Annotated in this window: 20 protein-coding genes and 1 pseudogene; 13 read left to right on the top strand and 8 right to left on the bottom strand. The window is 68.5% G+C overall.

The features are described 5' to 3' along the window. Positions 1–162: 162 nt before the first annotated feature. Together tal and ABEB03_RS35015 are read left to right on the top strand one after the other, a co-directional pair. The gene (gene tal, locus ABEB03_RS35020; protein ID WP_345656912.1) at positions 163–1,272 is read left to right on the top strand and encodes a transaldolase; all 1,110 of its coding nucleotides are present in this window, start codon (positions 163–165) and stop codon (positions 1,270–1,272) included. Positions 1,273–1,417: 145 nt separating this feature from the next. Next, positions 1,418–3,307, top strand: coding sequence for a BTAD domain-containing putative transcriptional regulator (locus ABEB03_RS35015; protein ID WP_345656911.1), 1,890 nt, complete (start codon positions 1,418–1,420; stop codon positions 3,305–3,307). 120 nt (positions 3,308–3,427) lie between these two features. Here ABEB03_RS35015 and ABEB03_RS35010 read toward each other — a convergent pair whose 3' ends face one another. Beyond that, the gene (locus tag ABEB03_RS35010) at positions 3,428–4,393 is read right to left on the bottom strand and encodes a pirin family protein (protein WP_345656910.1); all 966 of its coding nucleotides are present in this window, start codon (positions 4,391–4,393) and stop codon (positions 3,428–3,430) included. Positions 4,394–4,846: 453 nt separating this feature from the next. Continuing rightward, on the bottom strand, positions 4,847–5,872 hold the full coding sequence (locus ABEB03_RS35005) for a nuclear transport factor 2 family protein (RefSeq protein ID WP_345656909.1): 1,026 nt from the start codon (positions 5,870–5,872) through the stop codon (positions 4,847–4,849). 324 nt (positions 5,873–6,196) lie between these two features. On the opposite strand from ABEB03_RS35005, the gene ABEB03_RS35000 reads away from it, so the two are divergent. The 5 genes from ABEB03_RS35000 to ABEB03_RS34980 all read left to right on the top strand — a co-directional run bounded on the left by ABEB03_RS35000 (position 6,197) and on the right by ABEB03_RS34980 (position 8,977). After that, on the top strand, positions 6,197–6,412 hold the full coding sequence (locus ABEB03_RS35000; RefSeq protein WP_345656908.1) for a hypothetical protein: 216 nt from the start codon (positions 6,197–6,199) through the stop codon (positions 6,410–6,412). A 148-nt stretch (positions 6,413–6,560) separates the two neighbouring features. Further along, positions 6,561–7,337, top strand: coding sequence for a class I SAM-dependent methyltransferase (locus ABEB03_RS34995; RefSeq protein ID WP_345656907.1), 777 nt, complete (start codon positions 6,561–6,563; stop codon positions 7,335–7,337). Between the two features lie 133 nt (positions 7,338–7,470). Beyond that, positions 7,471–7,605 (top strand): hypothetical protein, encoded by a 135-nt coding sequence (locus ABEB03_RS34990; protein WP_345656970.1) that lies wholly within the window; start codon positions 7,471–7,473, stop codon positions 7,603–7,605. Positions 7,606–7,745: 140 nt separating this feature from the next. Further along, complete coding sequence (locus tag ABEB03_RS34985; protein WP_345656906.1) at positions 7,746–8,402, top strand: hypothetical protein; 657 nt, start codon at positions 7,746–7,748, stop codon at positions 8,400–8,402. Between the two features lie 50 nt (positions 8,403–8,452). Further along, positions 8,453–8,977 carry a hypothetical protein gene (locus tag ABEB03_RS34980; RefSeq protein WP_345656905.1) on the top strand — a complete coding sequence of 175 codons (525 nt, stop codon included), beginning with the start codon at positions 8,453–8,455 and terminating at the stop codon, positions 8,975–8,977. An 880-nt stretch (positions 8,978–9,857) separates the two neighbouring features. Here the strand turns inward: ABEB03_RS34980 and ABEB03_RS34975 are convergent. Both ABEB03_RS34975 and ABEB03_RS34970 read right to left on the bottom strand, forming a co-directional pair. Next, complete coding sequence (locus tag ABEB03_RS34975) at positions 9,858–10,184, bottom strand: hypothetical protein (protein ID WP_345656904.1); 327 nt, start codon at positions 10,182–10,184, stop codon at positions 9,858–9,860. A 171-nt stretch (positions 10,185–10,355) separates the two neighbouring features. Then, on the bottom strand, positions 10,356–10,769 hold the full coding sequence (locus ABEB03_RS34970; protein ID WP_345656903.1) for a DUF6193 family natural product biosynthesis protein: 414 nt from the start codon (positions 10,767–10,769) through the stop codon (positions 10,356–10,358). A 271-nt stretch (positions 10,770–11,040) separates the two neighbouring features. Here ABEB03_RS34970 and ABEB03_RS34965 point away from each other — a divergent pair, with 271 nt between their 5' ends. Continuing rightward, the gene (locus tag ABEB03_RS34965; RefSeq protein WP_345656902.1) at positions 11,041–11,433 is read left to right on the top strand and encodes a hypothetical protein; all 393 of its coding nucleotides are present in this window, start codon (positions 11,041–11,043) and stop codon (positions 11,431–11,433) included. A 506-nt stretch (positions 11,434–11,939) separates the two neighbouring features. Next, the gene (gene chvE, locus ABEB03_RS34960) at positions 11,940–13,028 is read left to right on the top strand and encodes a multiple monosaccharide ABC transporter substrate-binding protein (protein ID WP_345656901.1); all 1,089 of its coding nucleotides are present in this window, start codon (positions 11,940–11,942) and stop codon (positions 13,026–13,028) included. Between the two features lie 345 nt (positions 13,029–13,373). Here the strand turns inward: chvE and tnpA are convergent. Next, a pseudogene (gene tnpA / locus ABEB03_RS34955) lies at positions 13,374–13,716 on the bottom strand (IS200/IS605 family transposase). Positions 13,717–13,791: 75 nt separating this feature from the next. On the opposite strand from tnpA, the gene ABEB03_RS34950 reads away from it, so the two are divergent. From ABEB03_RS34950 to ABEB03_RS34940, 3 genes are all read left to right on the top strand, one after another. Continuing rightward, on the top strand, positions 13,792–15,039 hold the full coding sequence (locus tag ABEB03_RS34950) for an RNA-guided endonuclease InsQ/TnpB family protein (protein WP_345656900.1): 1,248 nt from the start codon (positions 13,792–13,794) through the stop codon (positions 15,037–15,039). Positions 15,040–15,084: 45 nt separating this feature from the next. Then, positions 15,085–15,648 carry a dihydrofolate reductase family protein gene (locus ABEB03_RS34945; protein WP_345656899.1) on the top strand — a complete coding sequence of 188 codons (564 nt, stop codon included), beginning with the start codon at positions 15,085–15,087 and terminating at the stop codon, positions 15,646–15,648. A gap of 389 nt (positions 15,649–16,037) precedes the next feature. After that, on the top strand, positions 16,038–17,636 hold the full coding sequence (locus tag ABEB03_RS34940; protein ID WP_345656898.1) for a phytoene desaturase family protein: 1,599 nt from the start codon (positions 16,038–16,040) through the stop codon (positions 17,634–17,636). Between the two features lie 138 nt (positions 17,637–17,774). Here ABEB03_RS34940 and ABEB03_RS34935 read toward each other — a convergent pair whose 3' ends face one another. After that, positions 17,775–18,767: an immunity 49 family protein gene (locus tag ABEB03_RS34935; RefSeq protein ID WP_345656897.1), complete on the bottom strand. Its 993-nt coding sequence runs from the start codon at positions 18,765–18,767 to the stop codon at positions 17,775–17,777. 272 nt (positions 18,768–19,039) lie between these two features. On the opposite strand from ABEB03_RS34935, the gene ABEB03_RS34930 reads away from it, so the two are divergent. Continuing rightward, complete coding sequence (locus ABEB03_RS34930; protein WP_345656896.1) at positions 19,040–20,473, top strand: outer membrane protein assembly factor BamB family protein; 1,434 nt, start codon at positions 19,040–19,042, stop codon at positions 20,471–20,473. Positions 20,474–20,756: 283 nt separating this feature from the next. On the opposite strand, the gene ABEB03_RS34925 is transcribed toward ABEB03_RS34930, so the two are convergent. Next, positions 20,757–22,073 carry a cytochrome P450 gene (locus tag ABEB03_RS34925; protein WP_345656895.1) on the bottom strand — a complete coding sequence of 439 codons (1,317 nt, stop codon included), beginning with the start codon at positions 22,071–22,073 and terminating at the stop codon, positions 20,757–20,759. A gap of 55 nt (positions 22,074–22,128) precedes the next feature. Then, complete coding sequence (locus ABEB03_RS34920) at positions 22,129–23,484, bottom strand: glutamine synthetase family protein (protein ID WP_345656894.1); 1,356 nt, start codon at positions 23,482–23,484, stop codon at positions 22,129–22,131. Positions 23,485–23,695 lie beyond the last annotated feature (211 nt).

Raw genomic sequence — 23,695 nt, 5'->3', positions numbered from 1 at the left:
CGCGCTGCCCACACTGGCGCGGCGCCTTGCACCGCTCTTGCACGGCCGGCACCCCACCCGCCCGGCCGCGCAGTGCAATCCGGCTGCAACGCCGCACTTCAGGCTCACCGCACACCCAGGTGGCCTGCAGCACGCCGGCCCCGGAAAGAAGGAGCGACACCCATGAGCGACCCTCTCGCCCACCTCACCGCGCACGACGTCGCCATATGGCTGGACGATCTCAACCGGCGCGACCTGGAGTCGGGCGTACTGCCCTCACTCATCCACGCCGGGAAAGTCACCGGCATCACCAGCAACCCCACGATCTTCCAGGCGGCCATCGGCGACGGCAGCGGACCGTACCGCGGGCAACTCGAGGAACTGCGGCGCGCAGGCGCGGACGTGGACGAGGCGCTGCAGGCCCTGACGACGCACGATGTGCGGCAGGCCTGTGACCTGCTGCGCCCCACCTACGAGGCATCCGACGGCGTCGAGGGGTACGTGTCCGTGGAAGTCTCCCCGCTGGTGGCCCACGACAGCGCCGCCACGCTCACCGAGGCACGCCGTCTGCACCGGCTCGTCGACCGGCCCAACGTCCTGATCAAAGTGCCGGCCACGGTGGAAGGGGCGCGCGCCCTGACCCTGCTCCTCGCGGAAGGGATCAGCGTCAACATGACGCTGCTGTTCAGTCTGCGCCGCTACCGCGAGGTCATCCACGCCTACTTCGCCGGACTGGAGCGTGCCCGGGCGCAGGGACGCCCCCTTGCCCCGATCGCCTCGGTCGCTTCCTTCTTCGTCTCCCGCGTCGACACCGCCGTCGACGCCCGCCTCGCCCAACAGGGCGGCCCCACCCAGGCCGCCCTGCAGGGACGGGCCGCGCTCGCCAACGCCCGCCTGGCCTACCACCTGTACGAGAAGGAGTTCTCCACACGGCGCTGGCGGCGCCTGCACGACGCGGGCGCCCGCCCGCAGCGACCCCTGTGGGCCTCCACCGCAACCAAGAACCCCCACTACGGCGACACCCGCTATGTCACCGGACTGCTCGCACCGGGGACCATCACCACCATGCCCCGCAACACGCTCGACGCGGTCGCGGATCACGCCGTCTTTCCGCCCCAGAGCGTGCGTGGCACCTACCAGGACTCCACCGAGGTCCTGCGCCGACTGCAGGCCGCCGGCATCGCCTACGACGAGGTCATGGCCGCCCTGGAGAAGGAAGGGCTGGAGCGCTTCGCCGACTCCTTCACGGCCTTGCGCGCCGTGGTCCACCACGCGCTGCACAGCCGGCCCTGAAACGCCGCCCACCAGCAGCGCGAGCGGCGAGGGCACGGGCCGAAACCGAGGGGTTGTCGTCCCGCCGGCCGCTGGCGGGCAGGAGTGCGGTGCGGCGAGGCTGGATGCCAGTCATTGCCCCGCACCACGAAAGAGCACCACCTGCATGCCGTCCTGCACCAACGCACTCGTCCTGGGGGACCCCGTCCACCTGCGGCTCATCGGGCCCCTGGAGCTGACGGGGGCACAGTCCGGCAACCCGCCCAGCCTCCCCAGGGGACGCGCGGTACTGCTGTTCGCGTTGCTGGCCGTCCACCGCAACCGGGTCGTCAGCAAGGACACCATCATCGAGACACTCTGGCCCGACCATGCCCCGCCCACCGCCACGCAGACGGTCGCCTCCCTCGTCAGCCGGCTGCGCAAAGTGGTCGGCACCTGCCTGGAGCGCGCAGGGTCCGGATATCGGCTCAACACCACGGGCTGGCAGGTCGACGTGGACGAGGCGGCCCGCCTGACCCGGGCGGCCGAGCGGCACCTGCACGCCGGCGAACCCGCGTTCGCGGATGTCGCCGCCCGCCGGGCACTTGGCCTGCTCGGTGCGGGTCGCGCGGTCGAGGAGTTCCAGCCCGCCGACTGGAGCGCGAACCTCGACCGGACACTGCAGCGGCTGTTGCGCCGGGCCCGCGAAGCCGCCTGGCAGGCCGCGGAACATCTGCACGACCATCGGCAGGCCGCGAACCTGGCCTCGGCGGCCGCGCACGACGACCCCTACGACGAGCCGGCATGGCGCGCCCTGATGGCCGCTCAGTACCGTCTCGGTTCGGCCGGCGCCGCCCTGCACACCTTCAGCCGGCTGCGCCGCACACTCCGTACCGAGTTGGGAACCGACCCCGACCCGCGCACCGAGGCCCTGCACGGGGCCATTCTCCAGGGCCGGCCGACCCCGCCCCCCGCGCGGACGCGGCCCGCAGCACCGGCCGACGCACCCCACCAGCGCCTCACCGGCCGGGACGATGAACTCGACCGACTGCAGGCAGGGTGGCGGCGGGCGCTGACCGGGCACCCCACCACCGTCGTGCTGCGTGGCGGGGTCGGAGTCGGCACCTCCGCTCTGCTGTCCGCACTGCGCCGCCAGGTCCAGCACGACGGTGCCACCGTCCTTGCCGCACGCTGCCCCGGGCCCGAACGTCTCCTGGACGTCCCCGTACTGGAGCAGGCCATCGAGGATTTCTGCCGCACGGCACGGCCCGAAGAGATCACCCGCGCGGCCGACGGCATCGCCGACCGGCTGCAGGCCGTCATGCCGCACCTCGACGCGATCGACGGGCCCGCCCGCCACGGCGACGAGCGCGCCAGGCCGCCGGCACACGGACACACTGACGCAGCCGCCCTCTTCCTGCGCGGACTCTCCAGCGACCACCCCGTGCTGCTGGCTGTCGACGACGCCCACTGCGCGGACGCGCGCACCCTGGAAACCCTCCACCACCTGTCCCAGGACGCCGCCGGCCACCGGATGATGGTGGTCCTCGGCGCGCGGGAGGACGGCGCCGACCGCATCGCACGACACCTGCCCCACTCCACCCAGCTGCCCCTCGAACCGCTTGGGCTTCGCGCCGTCGCCGAGCTGGCCGCCCGCCACGACGTGCCACAGGCAGCCCACCGCGTCCACCAGCTCACCGCCGGCCGCCCCGCCCTGGTCCTGGCAGCCCTTCGAGCCGCCCGCGCGGGCGCGCCCCTGGACGACCCGGACCAGCTGCCCGACACACTGATCAACGCGGCGCTCGACCTGGTCCACCACGTCGCGGAGCCGATGACGCACCTGCTGCGCACCGCGGCTCTCATCGGCCCCACCTTTTGTTTCGAGCAACTGCTCAGAGCCGCAGGCACCGACGGCTGGAGAACAGCACAGCAGGTCGAACAAGCGCTCCGCGTCGGCCTCCTGACAGCCGACGGCGACGCCCTCACCTTCGTCGGCGAGCTGCTCCACACCGCCCTGTATCGAGCGGTGCCCGCCCCCTTGCGCGCCGGCCTCACCGCCTACGTCCGCTCCCGCTGACGACGGCAACACCCCCAACAGCGCCCGCCGTTCCCATTCCCGGAGGGCGCTGTCCTTGCCCGCACCGGACGCCGTTCGCGTCGACCCCGGCGTGCTGAACGTCGGCCCCCTGCCGCACCCCTACCGCGTTCCCAGGTGGGCTGCGGGAATGTGGCCCATCCTGCCCTGCTGGTAGTCCTCGACGGCCTGCCGGATCTCCGCCTCGGTGTTCATCACGAACGGGCCGTAGCGGGCGATCGGTTCCCTCAGCGGCACACCGCCCAGCAGCAGCACCTCGAAGCGGCCGGTGCGGCCGCGCTGATGGTCCCCCGCCTGCACGGTGATGACATCGCCCGCACCGAACACCGCCAGTTGCCCCTCCCTCACCGGGCGCCTGTCCGGGCCCACGCTCCCCGATCCCTGCAGGACGTAGACCATCGCGCTGAACTGCGGATCCCACCCCGTCCGCAACCGCGCCTGGGGGAGCAGACTCGCGTGCGCATAGACGATCGGGGTGTAGGTCACGCCCGGTCCCTGGTAGCCGCCGAGTCCACCGGCGATCAGGCGTACCAGCGCCCCGCCGTCCTCGGAGGTGAGCAGCCGGAGTCTGTCCGCCCGGACGTCCTGGTAGCGCGGCTGCGCCCACTTGCGGGTGCGGGGCAGGTTCACCCACAGCTGGATGCCGTGACTGAGGCCGCCTTTGGCCAGGACCTCCTCGCTGGGGACTTCGTCGTGGAGGATTCCCGACCCTGCGGTCATCCACTGCGTGTCCCCATCCGATATGACGCCTCCGCCACCGTTGGAGTCGTGGTGCACCACCGTGCCGTCGATGACGTAGGTGACCGTTTCGAATCCGCGGTGAGGGTGCCAGGGGGCGCCCTTGGCCTCGTAGGGCTGGTACACGGTCTCACCGACGTGGTCGAGCATCAAGAAGGGGTCCGCGTCGTGCAAGGCAGCGCTCGGGAACGGGCGGCGCACCATGAAGCCGGCCCCCTCCCGCTGCTGGGGCGCGGTGACCACCTGACGGACGGGGCGGTCGGCGACGGTCGCTTCAGGGTGCGGGAGGCGGGGGAGGACCAGGAGGTCCTCGACGGTTACGGCGGGCATGGCGGGTCCTTCGTATGTACGGTGCGGACGACGTCCAACCGACGACGTCTTGTTGGGAGAGGGGACTTGGGTATCTCTGCCGGGCAGAACCCCCGGCAGGCGGGCGGCGCCCATGGGCATGACCGAGGTTCGGCAGCGGCCTGGCAGCCGTTGATGCGTCCGCCCCGACCCACGGGGCGTCAGCGGCCGCCACCGCCTTGGGATGGTGTACCGCCGAATGTAGCTCGCAGACCTTGCACGGTCGCTGCCCGAGGCGGCCATACGTGCCACATATCGGGACCTGTCTGTGCGGCCAGGCCGACACTCCTGCCCGCGGGCGCGAGCGCTGCCGGATCGGCCGCAAGAAGCACCACCGCCACGTCAATGTGCCCCCGCCGCGGTAAGCCTCCTTCGGCCGTCGACGTCCGGGGCCGACAAACGTGTTGCCGGCCCCGGACGCTTCACGACTGGCGGCTACCTTCCCTTGTGCGGCTTCGTGAAGAAGTCCTGCCAGGCGTTGGTGTCGACCGGAACGTCCTCCATCTTCACGATCTTTCCGTGGCGGACGGTGTAGTACATGGTCACGTCGATCGACTTGACCTCCGAGTCCCAGGGGCGGTTCATCCGGATGAACTCACGCGCGAAGCCTCCGGCGCTGTCGCCCGCCATCGCGGACACATCCAACTTGTACCGGCTGCCGACGGTGGCCATCACCCGCTCGCGGAATTTGAGGAAGCCGTCCCATCCCTTGTAGACGCCGGAGATGTCGGAGTGCCCGGGGATGCGCACCTCGACGTCGTCCGAGACCATGCGATGGACCCCGTCGAGGTCCCCGCTCCAGAACGTGTTGTAGAAGGTGTTCAGGAAGCCCGTGTTCTTCGGGGAGACGGCGTGCGCGGCGTCGGGCAGGGACGGCGCCGGCTGGGAGGAGGCCGGTGTGCCGCGGGGCGTGTCGAGCGACGGTGTCCAGTAGGCGTCGTAGGCCTCCTGTTCCTCGGGCATGGTCCATGCCTCCGAGACCCGGCCGTTCTTGATCTTGTACTGCATGGTGAAGCGCAGCGTCCAGATCTTCGCCGGATCCTTCTTGCGGTTGAGCGTCACGATCTCGCGGGTGAACGCGGTGTCGCCGTTCACCGCGAAGTGCGGCACCTTCAGTTCGAAGGTGCCGCCGTTGTAGTCGAGGATGTGGCGCATGAACTCGCGCAGCCCTTCCTTGCCCCAGTACTCCCCGGCGTTGAGGCCCTTCCCCGGCACATGCATGATGAAGTCGTCGGTCACGAACTTCTGCGCGGCGGGAATGTCTCCCTTGGCGAAGGCGGCGTAGAAGCCCTGAATGAGCTTCACCGTGCTCTGCGAGGCAGGTGCGGACGCCCCCGCGGAACCGCCGGCGAGCGTGGTCCCGCGCGGTGTGGTCGCCGCTCCGGCCGGTACGGCGAAGACCGTCGCACCTACGGCGACAACGAGGGCGGTGGCCATGGACAGTGACGAAAGTTTGCGCATCTCGAACTCCTCGCGGCTGTGCGGACCCAAGGCGGCGGGCTCCGACACGAACCCGGTCCGGCAGCAGCCGCAGTGATGTGACTGATCAAACCTTGAAATGAGGGGGTGCTTTCGCGTGCCGTGAAGGCAGACGCACAGCACTTCGGCCCGTCCGGTATCGCGGACGTCGCCCGACACCGGCCGTACCGAAATGACCCCGTGACTACAGCGTCCCTGCGGCTTTTGCACCGGACTTGCACCATGCCGGCCCTGCGGGGCCGGGCATTCGGCGGACTGGAGTCCTTTCCCGGGCGGCGGGAGAAGATGGAGCCGTTGATCGTCCACATGCCGGAATTCGCAGGTTTGGTGCCCGTCGGTGGACCGGCGCTCTCCGGATGGCAGTCCAATGCGGGCTGCGCGGCTGTCGCCTGCATCGGCGTGCTCATGGCACTTCGGATGTGGACGCCCGCGCCGGCCCTTCACCGCTGGTCGTCCGACAGCGCGGGGCGCAAGGACGACGGCTCGTACAACTCCGTGAACCGCGGTGACAAGCTTCCTTGAGCTCCTGCGCGCAGGGAATCTCTCCCCACTCCGCACCTGGGCGCGCCATGCCTGGTTGCGATGTGGCAGCGACGATAGTTGCAGCCGTGGAGGAAGCCCGCGCAGATGGCGAATGCCCACGGGAAATCAAGCACGATAATCTCGCGCCATGCCCGAGACATCGGTGGCGCGCTTCTACGACGAACTGGCAGACGACTACCACCTGATCTACCCGGACTGGGACGCGAGCACCCGCCGGCAGGGAGACGCTCTGGACGCCCTGATCGGTAGCGAGCACGCCCAGGTGCTCGACTGCTCCTGCGGCATCGGCACGCAGGCCATCGGCCTGGCGCTGCACGGGCACCGTGTCACGGGGACCGACCTCAGCCCCCGAGCCGCCGCCCGCGCTGCCCGCGAGGCCGCCCACCGGAACCTGAGCCTGCGCACGGCCGCCGCCGACATGCGATACCTGCCGTTCCTCGACGGCCGGTTCGACGCTGTCGTCTGCGCTGACAACGCGCTGCCTCATCTGCTGACAGAGCGGGATGTGCACGCTGCCCTGGCCGAGATGCGTCGCGTGCTGCGTCCCGGCGGCCTGCTGCTGGTCAGCACACGTCCCTACGACGATCTGCGGCGCGAGCGCCCCGCTTCGATGCCGCCACAAGTTCACGGGCACGCCGACGGCGCCAACGGCGAGGAGCGAACCGTCACCTTCCAGCTCTGGCACTGGCATGACGACGGTGAGCGCTACGACTTGGAACACTTCCAACTCCTCCCGACGGGCGGAGAATGGCGCGTGCAGGTCCGCCGGACCACCTACTGGGCTCTCGGCCGGGACCGGCTGACGACCCTCGCGGCCGAGGCCGGGTTCGTCGACCAAGAGTGGCGACTCCCGCAGGAGACCGGCTTCTTCCAGCCGCTCCTCATGGCGCGCGCCGGCGAGTAGGCGAATCCACGGCGCGACGACGTGCCAGTCGTGCCTGCTGCACGGCCTGGACAGTGATCACGACACGGGGGCCTCAGCATGGACTGCCGAGCGCCGTGACGCCGCCGCCCGACGCCAGCTCGACGAGATCGCGGTGCACACCTACGACGCCCAGCTCACTGTGGGCGCCCCGCTGCCGCTGCCGTACGAGGTGGCACTCGACGGTGTCGAGGAGTTCCTGTCCACCATCTGCACGACGACGGTCGCGTGCGTGGGCTCAGCCCGGTGAAGGGAGTTGTCCAGGACGGCTCCGACGCCGTGATCACACCAGCCACGCGGTGATCATTCCATGGGTGGACCAGGACTTCTGGGCGAGAAAATCACCGAGTACGGGCCCGTCGTGGCATCACGTCAGTCCAGAATGCTGCCGTGACCGAGAAGGCAGAGGACACGGAGAGGGAGCGCGCGTTCCTGGCGTGCGCGGTGGAGGTGGCGCGCCTCATCGGGGTCGACGTCGATCGACCGGGGGCGACGGCCAGAGGGCATGCGCGCTCCCTGGCCGGTGCAGTGAAGCGGCCGCTGCTTGAGCACGCGCACCTGCCAGAGGAGTTGTTCACCCCCCTTATGGCCGCGGCCGTTCACGACCCGGACCCCAGCTTCTGCCGCTGGTTCGTCGAACCCGCCCTGTATTGCTTCGGCCGCCGCCGGGTGCTTGAAGCACTTGTTGAGTACCTGCGAACTGGCACGGATCTTGAACGTGCGGGTGCAACACGAGCCTGGTACTGGGCACATATGCCACTTCGCGCCGACCGTTCGCCGGCCTACGCACCGGATGGAACCCGAGACCCGGCAATGGACACCTCACGGGACGCGGAGGATGCCTGGTTGGAGGTGTCGATGCAGGTCCTCGTCGAGGCCACGGACGTGGGTATCCGCAACCGCGTGTTGCGCATGTTGCCCATCTCGCCTGAGGCGTACCCACCACGACTGCACGACCTGTTCGAAAGATCCCTCAGCGCCGCTCGCGCTGACCCAGACGAGGACAATCGACGTTGGGCCAGAGCCGTGGACCGCGCCAGATCATGAGGTTGCCAGTCCCTTCATTGGATTGCGGGACAAGCCTTAAGTTGGCGAGCATGACGATGCGCGGGTGGAGCTATGACTATGTCGGACCTGCCGAGTTGAGGAGCCTCGTCCGGCCGGACGCCTCAGGTCAGAGCATGCGTTCACCGGCGGATTTCGACGAGTGGGTCCTGGCCCGGACGGCGGAGGAGTTGGCCGAGCCCTTCACCTTCGTCGTGGATCAGGCTGGCGTCCTGCGTCTCGCACCGCGTCGTGGAGAACACGTCGTGTGTGCCGGCGGAGAAGCGGTCCTGGGTGCCGGCGAGATCAGCTTCCGCGAGGAGTCGGGGCGGTGGGCGGTCGACGAGATCAGCAATCAATCGACCGGCTACTGTCCGGACGTAAGCTCGTGGGCGGCCGTTGCCGAGGCCATGGACCAGGCCGGGATCGTTCACCCGTCCGGTTTCACTCACGAGGTGGTGTTCCGACGTTGCCCCACCTGTCGACAGCTCAACATCGTGCGCGAGGAGGACTTCGTCTGCGTCTTCTGCGACGAGGCCCTGCCGCGGGAGTGGAACGTCGACCAGCCCGGACGCTAGGCGTTCGGCGGCTTGCCGTCGGGTTCTTGGCCGCGTGTTCCGCCGATCGCTGGTGCCGCTCATGATGCCCTGGTGACTGCTGCTGCTGGTCGGCCGGTCCGGACTCGGCGACGTCTGCGTCGGGCGACAGCGGATGGCGGGCGCTGGGAGCCCGGTTGCTCGGGGTTCGAACCCGTGACCTTTCCTCCGGTATTGCGCTGCTCCATGCGCTGAGCTGCAAGTGCGTCAATTATTAGACGGTAGAGGGCATTTGCGTTGGGCGTGGCGACTGCGAGCGAGGGTGGCCCGACCGGCATCCACCAGCACCGAGGCGTATAGGGTCAACGCGCTCGATGCCGGCAGCCAATGCGAGAGTTCGCGGGGGACTCCGAATCCTGCGGGGCTGCCGAGCCGGTGAGCCCGTAGACAGAAGGTGCTGATGGTTGTCGCGCTCGGTCTATGGCTATTGCTGCCCGTCGCTTGGGCCGCGCTGCCCTGGCTGCCTCCGAACCGGACGTTGGGCCGCCTCGTGGCAGCGGTGCAACTGCTGCTGTCCGTAGGGGTGCTCACCGTCGGAATACCGGCGGAGAATCTGCCGGCATGGTTCCTCGTACCAGGGGTGGTCTCCTCTGGAGCGCGACTGGTGCCTGCGCCCTTGATTCGCCTCAGGAAAGGATGAGCGACGCCGTCCGGCGATGATCTCGACGGGAGGAGTCTGCGAACTGTTACGCCCGCTTTCGGAGCGAGGAGGTTGGGCGATCGCGGGCCCATGTGCGGGCGCCCTGGCTTGGCATGGTGCGGCTGCGCTGCCCGCTCCGCGCGCCGATTCCCTGTGACTCCCCGCCCGTTCCGGCGCGGCAGTGGCACGACCCGCGGGTCGCGCCGTGCCTCCCTCTCGGGGTCACGGCTCCACCAGCTGATCGGGTCGAACGTCGAACTCAATCCGGTCACCTTCTGTGGCTTCCGGCCGTCCACCCGTAGAGATCCTGACGACCTCGTCGCCGTCCGGATCCGAGGTGCGACTCAAGATCACGCAGCCCATGGTCACGGTGATGGGGTACGTGGCTTTGGGGCCCAGCGCGTCACCGCCACCGAAGATCGGCGGCTTGTCGAAGAAGACCCATTGCCGGCCATGGGCGTCGGTCAGGCGCACCTCGACCCATCCAGGGTAGAAGTCGTCGTCGTCATCGAGCGCCCAGCGAGTGGCTTCGCACAGCAATGAGGTCATTCCGCCTGCTCTCTCGTTCTGCCTCGGCCCGGAGTATGTATCCGGTGCGATGATGCCTCGCGACGGGGGCAAGTAATGAGAAATGGCCCCGTCTCCCCTGAGGCCCGACCTTGGGCGTCGCTGTTCGCGTCCATTGGCGTCAGCCGTTGAAGATCATGTCGGGTCCGGATCTCAACTGTGCAGCCACGGACGGAAGCTGTCGCCGGCCGGCAGAGTCAGACGCTCGGCCAGTCGCTCCGCCTCGGTCACTGCTTCATCAGCGTCGGCTGTTTCGAGCACCGTGCCGACTGAGCGGGTACGCACGACATAGAGGCCTTCAGGAACGAGTTCGATGGCCACCGGCAGAACCTCGCCCTCGCCGAGCCAGTGACGCGGTCCGGTGCTGAACGTGAGTGCTGTATGGCTGGTGACGGGGTAGAACCGCCCCAGCGTGCTGTTCCGTGCTCTGTCGACCAGGGCCCGCCTGATGGGCGGAACCCATGTAGAGGTGGAGGTTCGGGACCGCTCGTCCCAGGCCTCGGCCGCACGCGCCTGAAAGTCCCACGCCGCCGCGATCGGGTCGTCGATCTCGCTCCCCGCGTCCAAGTTGCCCTCCCCCGTCTGACGTCCCACCGGCACGGTACCCCGGGAGCGTTGCACCGTAGTGCGATGGCCGGCGAGATGTTCACCTGCGTGTATTCGAGAGGATCCCCACGGCTCCCTGTAACTCGCTTTCCGCTCGCCACTCGATCGGGCAGGGGGAGGGTACGGGCGGCCCTGTCAGGCTTGTTCGGCTGGGGTGATGACGGAACCTGTGGGGTAGCACCTCAGAGCGGAATGCACGGGCGTCCGTGTCGTCGTCGCGTCTGGCATGAGGATGGTTGAGCCGATCGAGGTGGAGGCGGACATCGCCGGGTTCCGGCTTTGTGGTGCCATGAGTACGGGGGCCATGCCGACGGGTGGCTTGAGGAAAGTGTGGGGGAGGGCCGTGTCGATGTTGGCTGTCGCGGTCGGCGACGTGATGGCGCTGATGACAGGCGTGGCAGGTGTGCTTGCCATGGCGACTGGACGTATCGCGTTTCCCTGGCTGCGAGGGAAAGTGAGGCGACCGGGTGTATGGGGTGCTGGCGCCTTGCTGCTGGCGGCGACACTCGCGACGGCACATCTCGTGCCCTTCGGCGTCCGGACCGTCATCGGGCTGAGTGGCCTGGTGCTGATCGGGCTGGGTCATGTCTGGGAGCGTCGAGAGATGCCTCCGGCAGAGAAGTGAGGCCGGCGGAGTCTGAATGGCCGAGTCGAAGAGCTACTGGCGGGCGCAAGGCGAAGGGCCTTTCATCCCGCTCGAAAGCTGCTGCCTGTCACCGTAGTTGACACCCTTCACTCGGACTCCTAAGGTCACGCCAACGCTTCGAACGTGTGACGAAATTTCGAACATTCAGTGAGCAACAGCCTGGTGTGGCAACGCAGTTGACGTGAACAGGGGCCGACTCCCGCAGTGCAGTGCACCAAGGTCCTGACGATCTCGGCAGGCGTACGGACGGGGGAGGCTGACGAGCCGCCCGACGCGCGCATGCCGCCCTGGTCGAGGTCCCGGCCGGGGGAAGCGCCGTAGCCCGGCCTGCGTCGCAACTGCGGTATCGGAGCCGGAGATACGGGTACGGCCGACTGGCTTCGAGTCCGTGTACCCGCTTGCTGCCTCTCCCGCGTTGCGCACCGAATCCCGCCCTGATTGCCTGTCAGTTTTCTCAACGACGAGAAGAACAAGGAACGATCACCGTGCACAACCGAAGAACCGTCTTCCTGGTCGTCGCCGGGGCCACCTCCGTGTCCCTCGCCCTGTCGGCTTGCGGCAAGAGCGAACCGGAGGACTCCGCGAAGGGCGACACCGTAGGCATCGCCATGCCCACCCGGGCGTCCGAGCGCTGGATCACGGACGGCAACACCATCGTCAGGGACCTGAAGGGCAACGGGTACAAGACTCGGCTGGTCTACGGGGACGACGACCCGGCGCAGCAGGTCGAGCAGATCCAGGACCTGATCGATCAGCACGTCGACGCCCTCATTGTCGCGGCCATCGACAACAGGTCGCTGAGAAAGGTGCTTCAGCAGGCCGCCGACGCTGAGATACCGGTGATCTCCTACGACAGGCTCATCCTCGGCACGAAGAACGTCGACTACTACGCCTCCTTCGACAACGAACAGGTCGGCCGGCTCCAGGCCCGCTACATCATCGAGAAGCTCGGCATCGAGGACAGCAAGGGCCCGTTCAACATCGAGCTGTTCGCGGGGTCCAAGGACGACAACAACACCAAGTACTTCTTCGACGGGGCGATGCAGCTCCTTCAGCCGTACCTGGACAAGAAGCTGCTGGTCGTCCGATCCGGGCAGACGAAGCTGGACGAGGTCACCACCCTGCGCTGGGACGGCGCCACCGCGCGCAAGCGCATGGGCCGCATCCTCGCCGAGTCGTACACCGGAAGCAGGGTCGACGCAGTCCTGTCGCCGTACGACGGCATCTCCATCGGTGTCCTGGCCGCGTTCGAGTCGGACGGCTACGGCTCCGCAGGCAAGCCCCTTCCGGTCGTCACCGGTCAGGACGCGGAGCTGGCCTCGGTCAAGTCCATCATCGCGGGCCGGCAGTCGCAGACCGTCTACAAGGACCTCCGGCACCTGGCGGAGGTGGCCGCGGCGATGGCCGACGACCTGCTCCACGGCCGGGAGCCGAACGTCAACGACACCAGCACCTACAACAACGGATCCAAGGTCGTACCCGCGTATCTGCTCCAGCCGGAGGGCGTCGACAAGACCAACTACCGGAGTGTGCTGGTGGCGAGCGGCTACTACACCGAGGGTGAACTGAAGTAGCGGACCCGATGGCCGGCATGGACGGCCGAGATGCCACCTGCCGTTGTACTTAGTGGTGACACGCGGCAGGTGGCGGTGAGGGCGCTCGACTTCGATCCGGCGCCCGCGGTCGCTCAGCGTGCGGGCCAGGCTTTCCACGAGGCCGCACACGGCGGTGCAACCGTGATGGGCCCTGTCCGTTCCTGTGGTGTCCCGCAAACGCAGCCAGGCCCTGCTGTGAAAGCAGGGCCGCCCTTCGCGACGTTCTTCGCGTGGAGCCGGGAGATCTGAGGGGATACCGCGAGCCGCGATGAGTCCTGCGGTGTCCGGCGGTCTTACCGGGACTCTTGCAGAAGGCCCCGGCGTTCACGCCGGGGTTGAATGCATCTCAAGGCTACTCTGACGTGCACTTTGGAGCGGCGTNGACCACAGGTGTCCGTGCATGATGGCGCGGTTGATCTGACCGGTGAACTCCTGCCGTATCCGGCGGGCGGATACACCTTTGAGGCTGTTGACCAGCTTCGAGACGGCGACCTTGGGCGGGGAGCACACCAGGAGATGGACGTGAACGCGTTCGCCGTTGAACTCCTTCAGCTCCGCTTTCGAAGTCCTCGCAGACCTTGCGTATGATCTCATCGCAGCGCGTCGGCATCTCGTCGTTGAACACCCCGCGCCGATACTTCGTCACAAAGACCAAATGCACGTGCACTGCCCAAACTAGGTATCTACCTCGTCTTTATTCGTTCTGCTTATCCATGAGATCAATCGCAGTAAAGTCTTGTTTGTGCAGCTCCGCTACAACTACCGGGCCTACCCGGAGGCCTCCCAGCGCCGTGCGCTGGCCAGTGCGTTCGGGTGCGCCCGCGTGGTGTGGAACGACTGCCTGCGTGACCGGAAGGAAGCACACGCAAGTGGGCTGCCGTATGTGAAGTCGGCTGAGCTGTCCCGGCTGCGCATTACCGAGGCCAAGCGCACCGCCGAGCGTGCCTGGCTCGCCGACGTGTCGGCGGTCGTCCTCCAACAGTCCCTGCGGGACTTGGACACCGCCTACAAGAACTTCTTCGACTCGGTCAAGGGCAAGCGGCAGGGCCGCAAGGTCGGACCGCCCCGCTACAAGTCGAAGAAGGACACCCGGCAATCGATCCGCCTCAACACCAACGCCTTCTCCCTTCAGGACGACGGCACGGTGTACGTGGCCAAGGTCGGCAACCTCAAGGTCAAGTGGTCGCGCCGGCTTCCGGCAGCACCGACTTCTGTGACCGTCACCAAGGACAGTTGCGGCCGGTATTTCCTCAGCTTCGTCGTCGACACCGAGCCGGACATCCTTCCGGAGGTGGAGACCGAGTGCGGTATCGACCTGGGGCTGTCGGTCTTCGCTGTCCTGTCCGACGGCCGCAAGATCGACAGCCCGCGTTTTCTGCGCCGGGCCGAGAAGAAGCTCAAGCGCCTTCAGCGGGAACTGTCCCGCAAGGCCAAGGGGTCGAAGAACCTGGCCAAGGCCCGCATGAAGGTCGCACGCCAGCACGCCAAGGTGGCCGACCGGCGTCGGGACTTCCACCACAAGGCTTCCACACAGATCATCCGCGACAATCAAGCGGCGTATGTGGAAGACCTCGCGGTGTCCGGTCTCGGACGCACCCGGCTGGCCAAGTCCGTGCACGACGCGGGATGGTCGACGTTCGTCGGCATGCTCCAGTACAAGGCGGCTCTGCACGGCCGAACCTTCGCCAAGGTGGACCGGGCCTTCCCGTCTTCCCAGGTCTGCTCGGCCTGCGGCTTCCGGGACGGCCCCAAGCCCCTGCACGTCCGCGAGTGGACGTGCGGCGAATGCCACGCCGTGCACGACCGCGACCACAACGCAGCACGTAACGTCCTCTTCGAAGGACGCCGAATCGTCGCCGCCGGACGGGCGGAGACGCTAAACGCCTCGTGGAGCGCTGGTAAGACCGGGACGAAAGTCCCGGCACAGCGCGGTGAAGCAGGAAGCCCCTGGAAGGGTCAGACGACCCAGGCCGGAATCCCTGGACTTTAGGCCAGGGAGCACGTCAATGTCGAACCCGACCTGGGAGGGCTTGTGATGCGCAGCGTGACCTATTCGATGAACGTCTCACTCGACGGCTACATCGTCGGGCCGGACGGCGACTTCAACTGGACGGAACCCGACGAGGAGGTCTTTCGCTCCTGGATCGACGAGATCCGAGAGGTCGGCGTTCACCTGTTGGGACGACGGCTGTACGAGACGATGCTGTACTGGGAGACCGCCGACGAGGACCCATCGCTCGACGACTCGAGGCTCGAGTGGGCCGCGCTCTGGAAGCCGCTCCCGAAGGTGGTGTTCTCCACGACGCTGTCCGCGGTACAGGGCAATGCCCGCCTTGCCTCCGGCGGCGTGGCGGAGGAGATCGAGCGGTTGCGAGCCGAGCCGGGGGAGGGCGACATCGCGATCGGCGGCGCTACTCTCGCCGCCGAGGCGGCCGCGTCGGGTCTGATCGACGAGTACCGGGTCAGGGTCTATCCGGTGTTGGTCGGCGGTGGCGTTCCGTTCTTTCCCCGGCGCGAGCGACAGGTGGATCTCGAACTCGTCGAGACCCGAATCTTCGGCTCAGGAGTCGCCTACCTCCGCTACCGCGTCCCGCGCTAGGCGTGTTGTTCGCACACGTCGGCGACGCGGCCGGCCGCGGTTGGCCGACCGGAGAGGGGGAGGCCAAGCGTTGCCTCCAAAGGGGTGAGGCGCATGTCCGGGGCCTTGCAAGGTCCCGGCGGACGGGGGATCACTGCCTCTGGGGGCGGGAACAGACCCGCCCCGAGAGGACCAGCGAGAGGCACACGTGCGATGGGACATGGCGGAAGTGTGGTCGAGAAGCTGATGGCCGACCGTCGGCGGGCCGAGGAGATCTTCGGCCGGATCCGGACGATGACCTGGCAGGGGCAGGGGCAGGGGCAGGGGCAGGGGCAGGGGCAGGCCCGGCACCGTGGAGCCGGAGTCGAGCGGCGAGCTGCGACCGGCCATGCACGGGCGGCACTGGGACGATGACCAGTTACGACGCGATCGTCGTCGGTGGAGGCCACAACGGTCTCGTCGCGGCGCTGTATCTCGCCCGCTCCGGTTGGTCGGTGGCTGTTCTGGAGCGTAACGACGTCGTGGGCGGCGCGATCGCAAGCGGCGAGGTCACCTTGCAGGGTTATGTCCACGACCTGTACTCGACGAACCAGAACCTGTTCCTGGGGTCGGCCGCCTACGCGGATCTCGGGGCCGACCTCACGCGCTTGGGCCTCAAGTTCCGTGTCACCACGTCCCCGTACGCCAATGTCTTTCCCGACGGCCAGAGCCTGCGGGTCTACCAGGACTACGCGAAAACCCGCGACACACTCGCGGCCCACGACCCCAAGGACGCCGACGGGTTCGACCGCCTGTACGCGGTCTACCAGCGCTACGCCCCCTACTTGTTCGCACTGTACGGCTCCGCACTTCCGTCATGGGCCGCCGCCCGCGAGGTCGTCCGTCTGCTGCGCAAGCAAGGGAGGAGCGGTGCTCTGGATCTCGCCCGGACACTCCTCATGAGCACGCGGGAACTGGGGGAGACCTGGTTCGCCAGCCGCGAGGCGCAAGCCATGGCCGCCTGCTGGGGCATGCACCTCGACTTTGCTCCCGACGTGGCCGGCGGGGCGATGTTCCCGCTCCTCGAGCTGTTCGCCGACATGGAGAACGGCATGTCCGTCGTCGAAGGCGGCGCACAACGACTGCCCGAGGCCCTCGCGGCTCTGCTCACCGAGAAGGGCGGCGAGGTCCACACCGGGGCAGAAGTGGACCGGGTGCTGTGCCAGGGCGGGCGCGTGGTCGGCGTACGGACCGTGGACGGCACCCAGCTGCATGCACGCCGTGCGGTCATCGCCAACACGGGTCCGGGCGCGCTGTACGAGCGACTCCTCGAACCGGAGGACGTCCCCGCCGACGTGCGACGCCGATCACGCGCTTTTCGATACGGCCCGGGCACATTGATGGTCCACCTCGCACTCGACGGACCGTTGCCGTGGTCCGGGGTTGGGGACCTGGGCGAGTTCGGATACGTGCACGTCGCACCGTACGTCGACGACCTCGCGCGCACCTACGCGGAGGCCCAGGCCGGACTCCTCCCGACCGACCCGCTGCTGGTGGTCGGCCAGACGACGGCGATCGATCCGACGCGCGCTCCCGCAGGCAGACACATTGCGTGGATTCAGGTACGCACCGTGCCCGCCGTCGTCCGCGGTGACGCCGCGGGCACCATCAAGGCAACGGCATGGCCCGAGATCGCGGAAGCAATGGGGGATCGGGTGCTGAGCAAGCTCGAGCGCTACGCGCCCGGTGCTTCTTCGCTGATCACCGGCCGCGCTATCCGCTCGCCGCAGGACCTCGAATCCGCCAACCCCAACCTGGTCGGTGGCGACAGCGCTGGGGGCAGCCACCACCTGCCGCAGAACTTCCTGTTCCGCCCGCTGGGCAGCGGACACAACGGGTACCGCACGGCGGTCCGCCGGCTCTATCTCACCGGTGCGGCGACCTGGCCGGGGGCGGGCAACAACGCAGCCTCCGGACGGCTGGCGGCACTTCAGGTCCTTCGAGACGCGCGGAGCCGAAGATCCTCCTGAGGAACTCGGCGGCGGCCTTGGCGATCCGGGTACCGGCCCGATCTCATCGGCGGACGCCTTGCCGGCACTGGGCCCACCAGGCCGTGTCTTTCGGGTCATCGCGAAGGACACGGACTGAGTCCGGCGCCGTCGGGTGGCCTACTTGGCGGCCCAGTAGCCCAAGTTGTTCCGGTTCCCCTCCGCAGCCCGGCGTGGCGCGTCCGGCGATCCCAGCAGACCGTACGGCAGATATCCGGACCGGACACCGAGCTCCCACCCATGGACCTGGACGGCGAGGCAGGCCAGGGCGAGGGTGCCGAGGGGGAGGAGGGACCGGGGCGCGGGATCACCGGCATCGGCCTCGACGCTCTCCCGGTACGCGACCAGCCGGGCGACGAGGGCGTCCTCGAAGGCGTGCTGGTCGTCGTCGAGGAGTACGCGGAGCAGCCGCTGGTCCGCGCTCAGCGCGTCGCCGACCTCGTCGAGCCGTCGGGCGGCCTGCGCGCGCTCTCCGGCGTCCGGCTTGCGCAGCGGAACCGTCGGCCAGTCGCGGGGCAGATGCCCGGCCGACTCGGTGAGATAGGGGCACAGGGCGTCCATGGCGGCGAGGTCGGCGGGGTCGGAGACGGAGGTGTACCGGTTGTAGGGCACGCCGTCACGGATGGCGGCCGCGTAGTCGTCGCGCAGCAGCAGCCCGGTGACCCGCTCCCAGTCCCACACATGCCCGCTGACGACGCACATCTCGAACATGTCGAGCCAGGTCCGCGCGGTGGGCGCTTCCTTGACGACGTCCCGGAAGGTGATGGGCCCGTCCCCGAACTCGTCGTCGTCCGGGTCCGTGCTGATCCGCTCCCCGACGAGGGGGAACCGGAGTTCCTGGTCCCCGTCCGGGAAGCACATGATGCTCAGCACTCCGTGCACACACTCCGCGGCGGTGACGGCGACCGTGCCGGCCGCAGCGTCGAGCCCCGGCTCCGTCACCGTTCGCGCGGCGACATGGTCGAGCAGTTCGTCCGCCATGGCCTGGATCAGCGTCGGCGAGATGCTGCCGTACCGCAGCGAGTGCCATCGCGTGTAGGCCCGCCCGTCGATGTCGTCGAGCGCGTCGGCCAACTGCTGCTCGCCGACCTGATGGCATGTCACATCCCGCACGTACCCCGTCCCTTCCTGATCTCCACGACTGGACGAAGCACGATATCAACGGGCGCTGACAGCACGCGTCGGCCCGGGCGAGCAGAGCGGTGAAGGCCTCCTCCCAGGTGCCGTCGGCTGCCTGCTTCCGCAGCCGGTTGTGGGCACCTTTCAACTGCCTGGCGCACTAACGGGATGGGAATGCCAGTGCTTCGAGGCGGGCGTGGCACGCATACCGCGGTTCTGATTGGACGTCAGTTCGGTTCGGCCGCATTCGTTGATCACGTATCCGTGTGGCCGACGGGTTTCATCGGCTGTCCCACTTGCCTGGCTCCTGTACGAGGGTGAAGATCCCTGGGCCGTCGTGTCACCGTGGCAGGCGGCAGGGGCCTGTGGGGGCAGTGGTGGCACAAGGGAAGAATCCGCTCGGTGAACCAGGGGTGGGGTCGACGGGGGGTTCGAACCGGCCTGTTCCGAGCCGCGGGGACGTGCTCAGGGCCCGCGGGCGGGTGTTGGGTAGGTTCATCGTGCTGGTGGTCCTTCTTGTGATCGGTTCGCTGAAGCTTGGGCACCAGTGGGGGGACGTGTTCACCGGAGCCCGTGGCCCCTTTCCGGCCGCGTTCGCTCCAGGTGCCCCGGTTGCGCCTGACCGCGTCGTACGCCGGACGACGGATGAGCAGGCCTTGGTGCACGGGCTGTCCGTCCGGTGGACGGGCTCCGGTGTGACCGCGATGAACCTTCGGACCGGTGAGGAGTATTGGCGCTACGAACGCCGGGAGCCGAAAGCCGTCGTGGGCGAGTCGGCGGTGTCGGAGCGCACTGTGGTGGTCGGCCACAACGACGGAAGGCTGGTCGGCATCGATCTGCGTTCAGGAAAGCTGCTGTGGCGCGTGGATGTCCGGGAAGACGGCTTTCGGTTCGTGCACCTCGCCGGAGGCCAGGTGGTCACCGGGGCGCCCGGCGCCGTGCGCGCCTTCGATGAGCGTGACGGCCGGAGTCTGTGGACGCTGAAGGTGTCCGAGTCGTGTCCCGTCGTACTCGTCGTTTCCGCTCACGCCCTTCCCGACCACCTGAGTGTCGTCCACGTCATGTGCAACGTGACGAGTCTCGACCGGGACGGGTACAACCTTCTGCTCGGTGTCGACAACCGCACGGGCGAGGCCGTCTGGCGACAGCGCACCGTGGACCCCGAACAGATGGCCTGGGGTGATGGGCACACCCTCGTCACCTCGGACCCGGAACGCCCGGTCCAGTTGCTCGACATGAACCGTCAAGGAACCTCTCGACGCGCCGCTCTGCCCCCGGACGAGTGGGACGTGGTCGCTGCGGGCAGCGGCACCGTGCTGACCGGCACCGACCCGAAAGAGGACTCCGACGACCACGACACAGTCCTGCACGCCTACGACTCACGAGACGGTCGACGCTCCTGGCAGTTGCGGGCGCCGACCGGCCAGGAGTACGGGTTCCCCGCGATTGCCGACGGCCGGGTGTACGTCGTGTGCCAACCGCTCCTCACAGCGGCGGACGCTGGTCGCCGGATCCAGTCCGACCTGGTCATCCTCGACGCCGACACCGGCCGCCGACTCCACACCCTCAGGCTGCCGGCCATGACTGCGCCGGACGACTCCGACGACTTCGGGAAACTCGACGTCCTCGACACCGGCGACGGCGCGGTGAGCATCGGTTGGCGAGACGGTGGTGGAGACTTGCTGGTCGCCACGGACTGACCCTCGTTGTCGGCCGCGACGAGCGTGGGAGCCGGTCGGGACTGTGTGGGTGACAGGTGGTCGGGGTGCGGTGCAGTCCTGGACGCCTCCACCGCACCGGAGGTCTCCGCCATGATCAACGCCTGCCGGTGTCGCCACGCTCGTGATCGACACAGCTAGGCCCTGCCTGACCATTCCCGCCGTCGTCCGAAGGGCGGCCCGGCGGGAATGGTCAGGTGAGGCCCGGAGGACCTGGTCCGCGCCGGAGAGTGGTCCTGGTCGAGAGTGAGGGGACTCGCCCAGGTCAGGCGAGCGTCACCTCCACCGGCAGCTTCTTGATGCCGTTGACGAAGTTGGAGCGGACGCGCGGGACGTCGCCGGCCAGGCGGATGTCCGCGATGCGCGGGATGAGCTCCTCGAACATGATGCGGATCTCGGTGCGCGCGAGCAGGTTGCCCAGGCACAGGTGCGGGCTGCCCTTGCCGAAGGTGACGTGGTCGTTGTTCTCGCGGGCGACGTCGAAGTCGTAGGGGTTGCCGAAGACCTGCTCGTCGCGGTTGCCGGAGGCGTACCACATGACGACCTTGTCGCCCTCCTTGACCTGCTTGCCGCCGAGTTCGACGTCGCGGGTCGCGGTGCGGCGGAAGTGGTAGACGGGGGAGGCCCAGCGCAGGAACTCCTCGACCGCCGTGGGGATCAGGGACGGGTCGTCCTTGAGGCGGGCCAGCTGCTCGGGGTGCTGGAGCAGGGCCAGCATGGAGTGGGTGATCGTGTGGCGGGTGGTCTCGTTGCCGGCCACCACCAGGAGCAGGAAGTAGTTGTCGAAGTCCTGCGCGGACAGCGGCACTCCGTCGCGCGGCAGGGTGTTGACCAGCTTCGAGACCAGGTCCGTGCCGTCGCCGCCGCGCCGCTGACGCGCCAGCTCGCGGCCGTACTCGAAGACCTCGATCGACGCGGGGGAGCGGAAGGGCAGGTCGCGGTACTTCTCGCTCTCCTCGCTGTGCAGCAGCACGTCCGCGTAGTCGGGGTCGGTGTTGCCGATGATGCGGTTGCCCCAGTCGATGAGCTGCTGGTTGTCCTCGGAGGGGACGTCCAGCAGTCGGGCGAGGACGTTGATGGGGAAGTCCGCGGAGACGTCGGCCACGAAGTCGAAGCTGCCCTTGGCCAGCGCCGCGTCCAGCGTCTTCGCGGTCAGGCCGCGCAGGAAGTCGCTGTAGCTGTTGATGACGCTCGCGCCGAACTGGCGCTGGATCACGCTGCGCAGCGCGCGGTGGCGGACGCCGTCCATCTCCAGGATGGAGGCGCGCTTCTTGATCTGGTCCTCGTCGACCTCCTCGAGGTTGACGAACTTCGTCGAGGTGAAGGTCTCCGGGTCGCGGTCGACGGTGGCGATGTCCGCGTGCCGGGTGACCGCCCAGAAGCCGGAGTTGGGGGCTTCCTCGGGCTGCCAGTGCACCGGGTCCTCGTGGCGCAGGGTGTGGAACATCCGCCACGGGGTGATGCCGTCGGCGAAGTTGTCGAGGTCGGCGAGGTCCACCCGCTCGATGGGCAGGGGCTCGGCGAGGGCGGCGCGCAGTTCGGCGCGGGTGGTGGGTACGGCGGGAACGGTGGGGCTGGTCATGGCGGTGGATCTCCTGAACGAGGCTTCGGGGCGGCGGAGTCGGGGGCGCCGCCGATTACAGGTGGTAGGCGTACTCGGTGAACTCCCAGTCCGTGACATGCCGGCCGAAGCGTGCGAGTTCGTCGCGCTTGTAGGTGAGGAAGGAGGTGGTGAAGGCCTTGCCGAGCACCTCGGTCAGGGCGGTGTCCGCCTCCAGCGCGTCGAGCGCGGCGGACAGGGTCTGTGGGAGGAGGGTGGACCGGGACGTGTCGTAGCCGTAGCCCTCCAGGGGCGCCGACGGTTCCTCGCCGGCCTGGACACCGAGCAGGGCCGCCGCGATCGTGCCCGCGATCAGCAGGTACGGGTTGGCGCTGGCGTCGCCGAGCCGAACCTCCAGCCGGGCGCCGCTGCCGCGCTCCGGCGGGATGCGGACCATGGCGCTGCGGTTGTCGAGCCCCCAGTCGATCAGCCAGGGCGCGAGGGTGTCGGGACCGAAGCGCTTGTACGAGTTCACGGTCGGGTTGGCCAGCGCCGCGAGCGCGGGGGCGTGGGCGAGGATGCCGGCCACGGCGTGCCGGGCGGTGGCGGAGAGGCCGTAGGAGCCCGCCGGGTCGTCGAAGGCGTTGCGGTCCTCGGCGTCGTTGCAGGACAGATGCAGATGGAAGCCGGAGCCGCCCGCGTCGCCGAAGGGCTTGGCCATGAAGGTGGCCATGTTGCCCTCCTGGCGGGCCAGTTCCTTCACGGCCGCCTTGAAGCGGAAGGCGCGGTCGGCGGCGTCCAGGGCGGCGGAATGGGTCAGATTGATCTCGTACTGGCCGCCGTCGAACTCGTGGTTGCCGGTGATCACGCCGAGACCCAGGTCGCGCAGGTGGCGCAGGGTCCGCAGCAGGTGGTTGTCGGGGTCGGCGCGCAGGCCGGCGGTGTAGACGGAGCCGGTGGTCTCGGGGGAGCGGCGCCAGCCGGTGGGTGTGCCGGGGGCGGGCTCCAGCAGGAAGTACTCCAGCTCGGGACCGACGACGGGGCGCAGCCCCTGCTCGGTGGCCCGGGCAAGGACCGTGCGCAGCAGGTCGCGGGGCGATTCGGGGGCGGGGGCCCCGGTCGCCGGGTCGGTGACCTCGCCGAGGCAGGCGGCGACGCCGGGCTCCCAGGGCAGGACGGCCAGGGTGGACAGGTCGGGGCGCACGGTCACGTCCGGCAGTCCGGCGTCCAGGCCGCCCGCTACGGCGGCCACATCGCCCTGCGGGCTCGTGTGATAGACGGCCCGGCAGAAGGCGAGGCCGTGGTCGCAGGCCGACGGAAGGTGGTCCAGCAAGACGTCGCGGGCGCGGTCGGTGCCGATCAGGTCGGGATAGACCACCCGGACCACGTCGACGCCCTCGGCGGCGAGCCGCTCCATGTGCCGGCGGATGTCTGGGGTGTCGGATGCGCTCACCGGTGTCTCCTTGGCGGAAGAGTGGGGGACTCCCAGGCGTACTCCGGACCTACGGACGTATCCCGGAGTGATTCGTTTGAACCCGAACGGTATGGAGGGAGTCGCCGCCCCGCAAGAGGGTGGTCGAAAGAATTTATCCATCTGGACAGGTATTGACCAGGGTCCCGAGGGTTCCTATGTTGTTTGAAGCCAAACGAGTCAGGGAGGCGGC

It is taken from the genome of Streptomyces siamensis, from assembly GCF_039543605.1.
GTDB classification, from domain to species: domain Bacteria; phylum Actinomycetota; class Actinomycetes; order Streptomycetales; family Streptomycetaceae; genus Streptomyces; species Streptomyces siamensis.
Note: the sequence above shows the minus strand (reverse complement) of the source record. Positions and strands in the feature narration are given on the sequence as shown.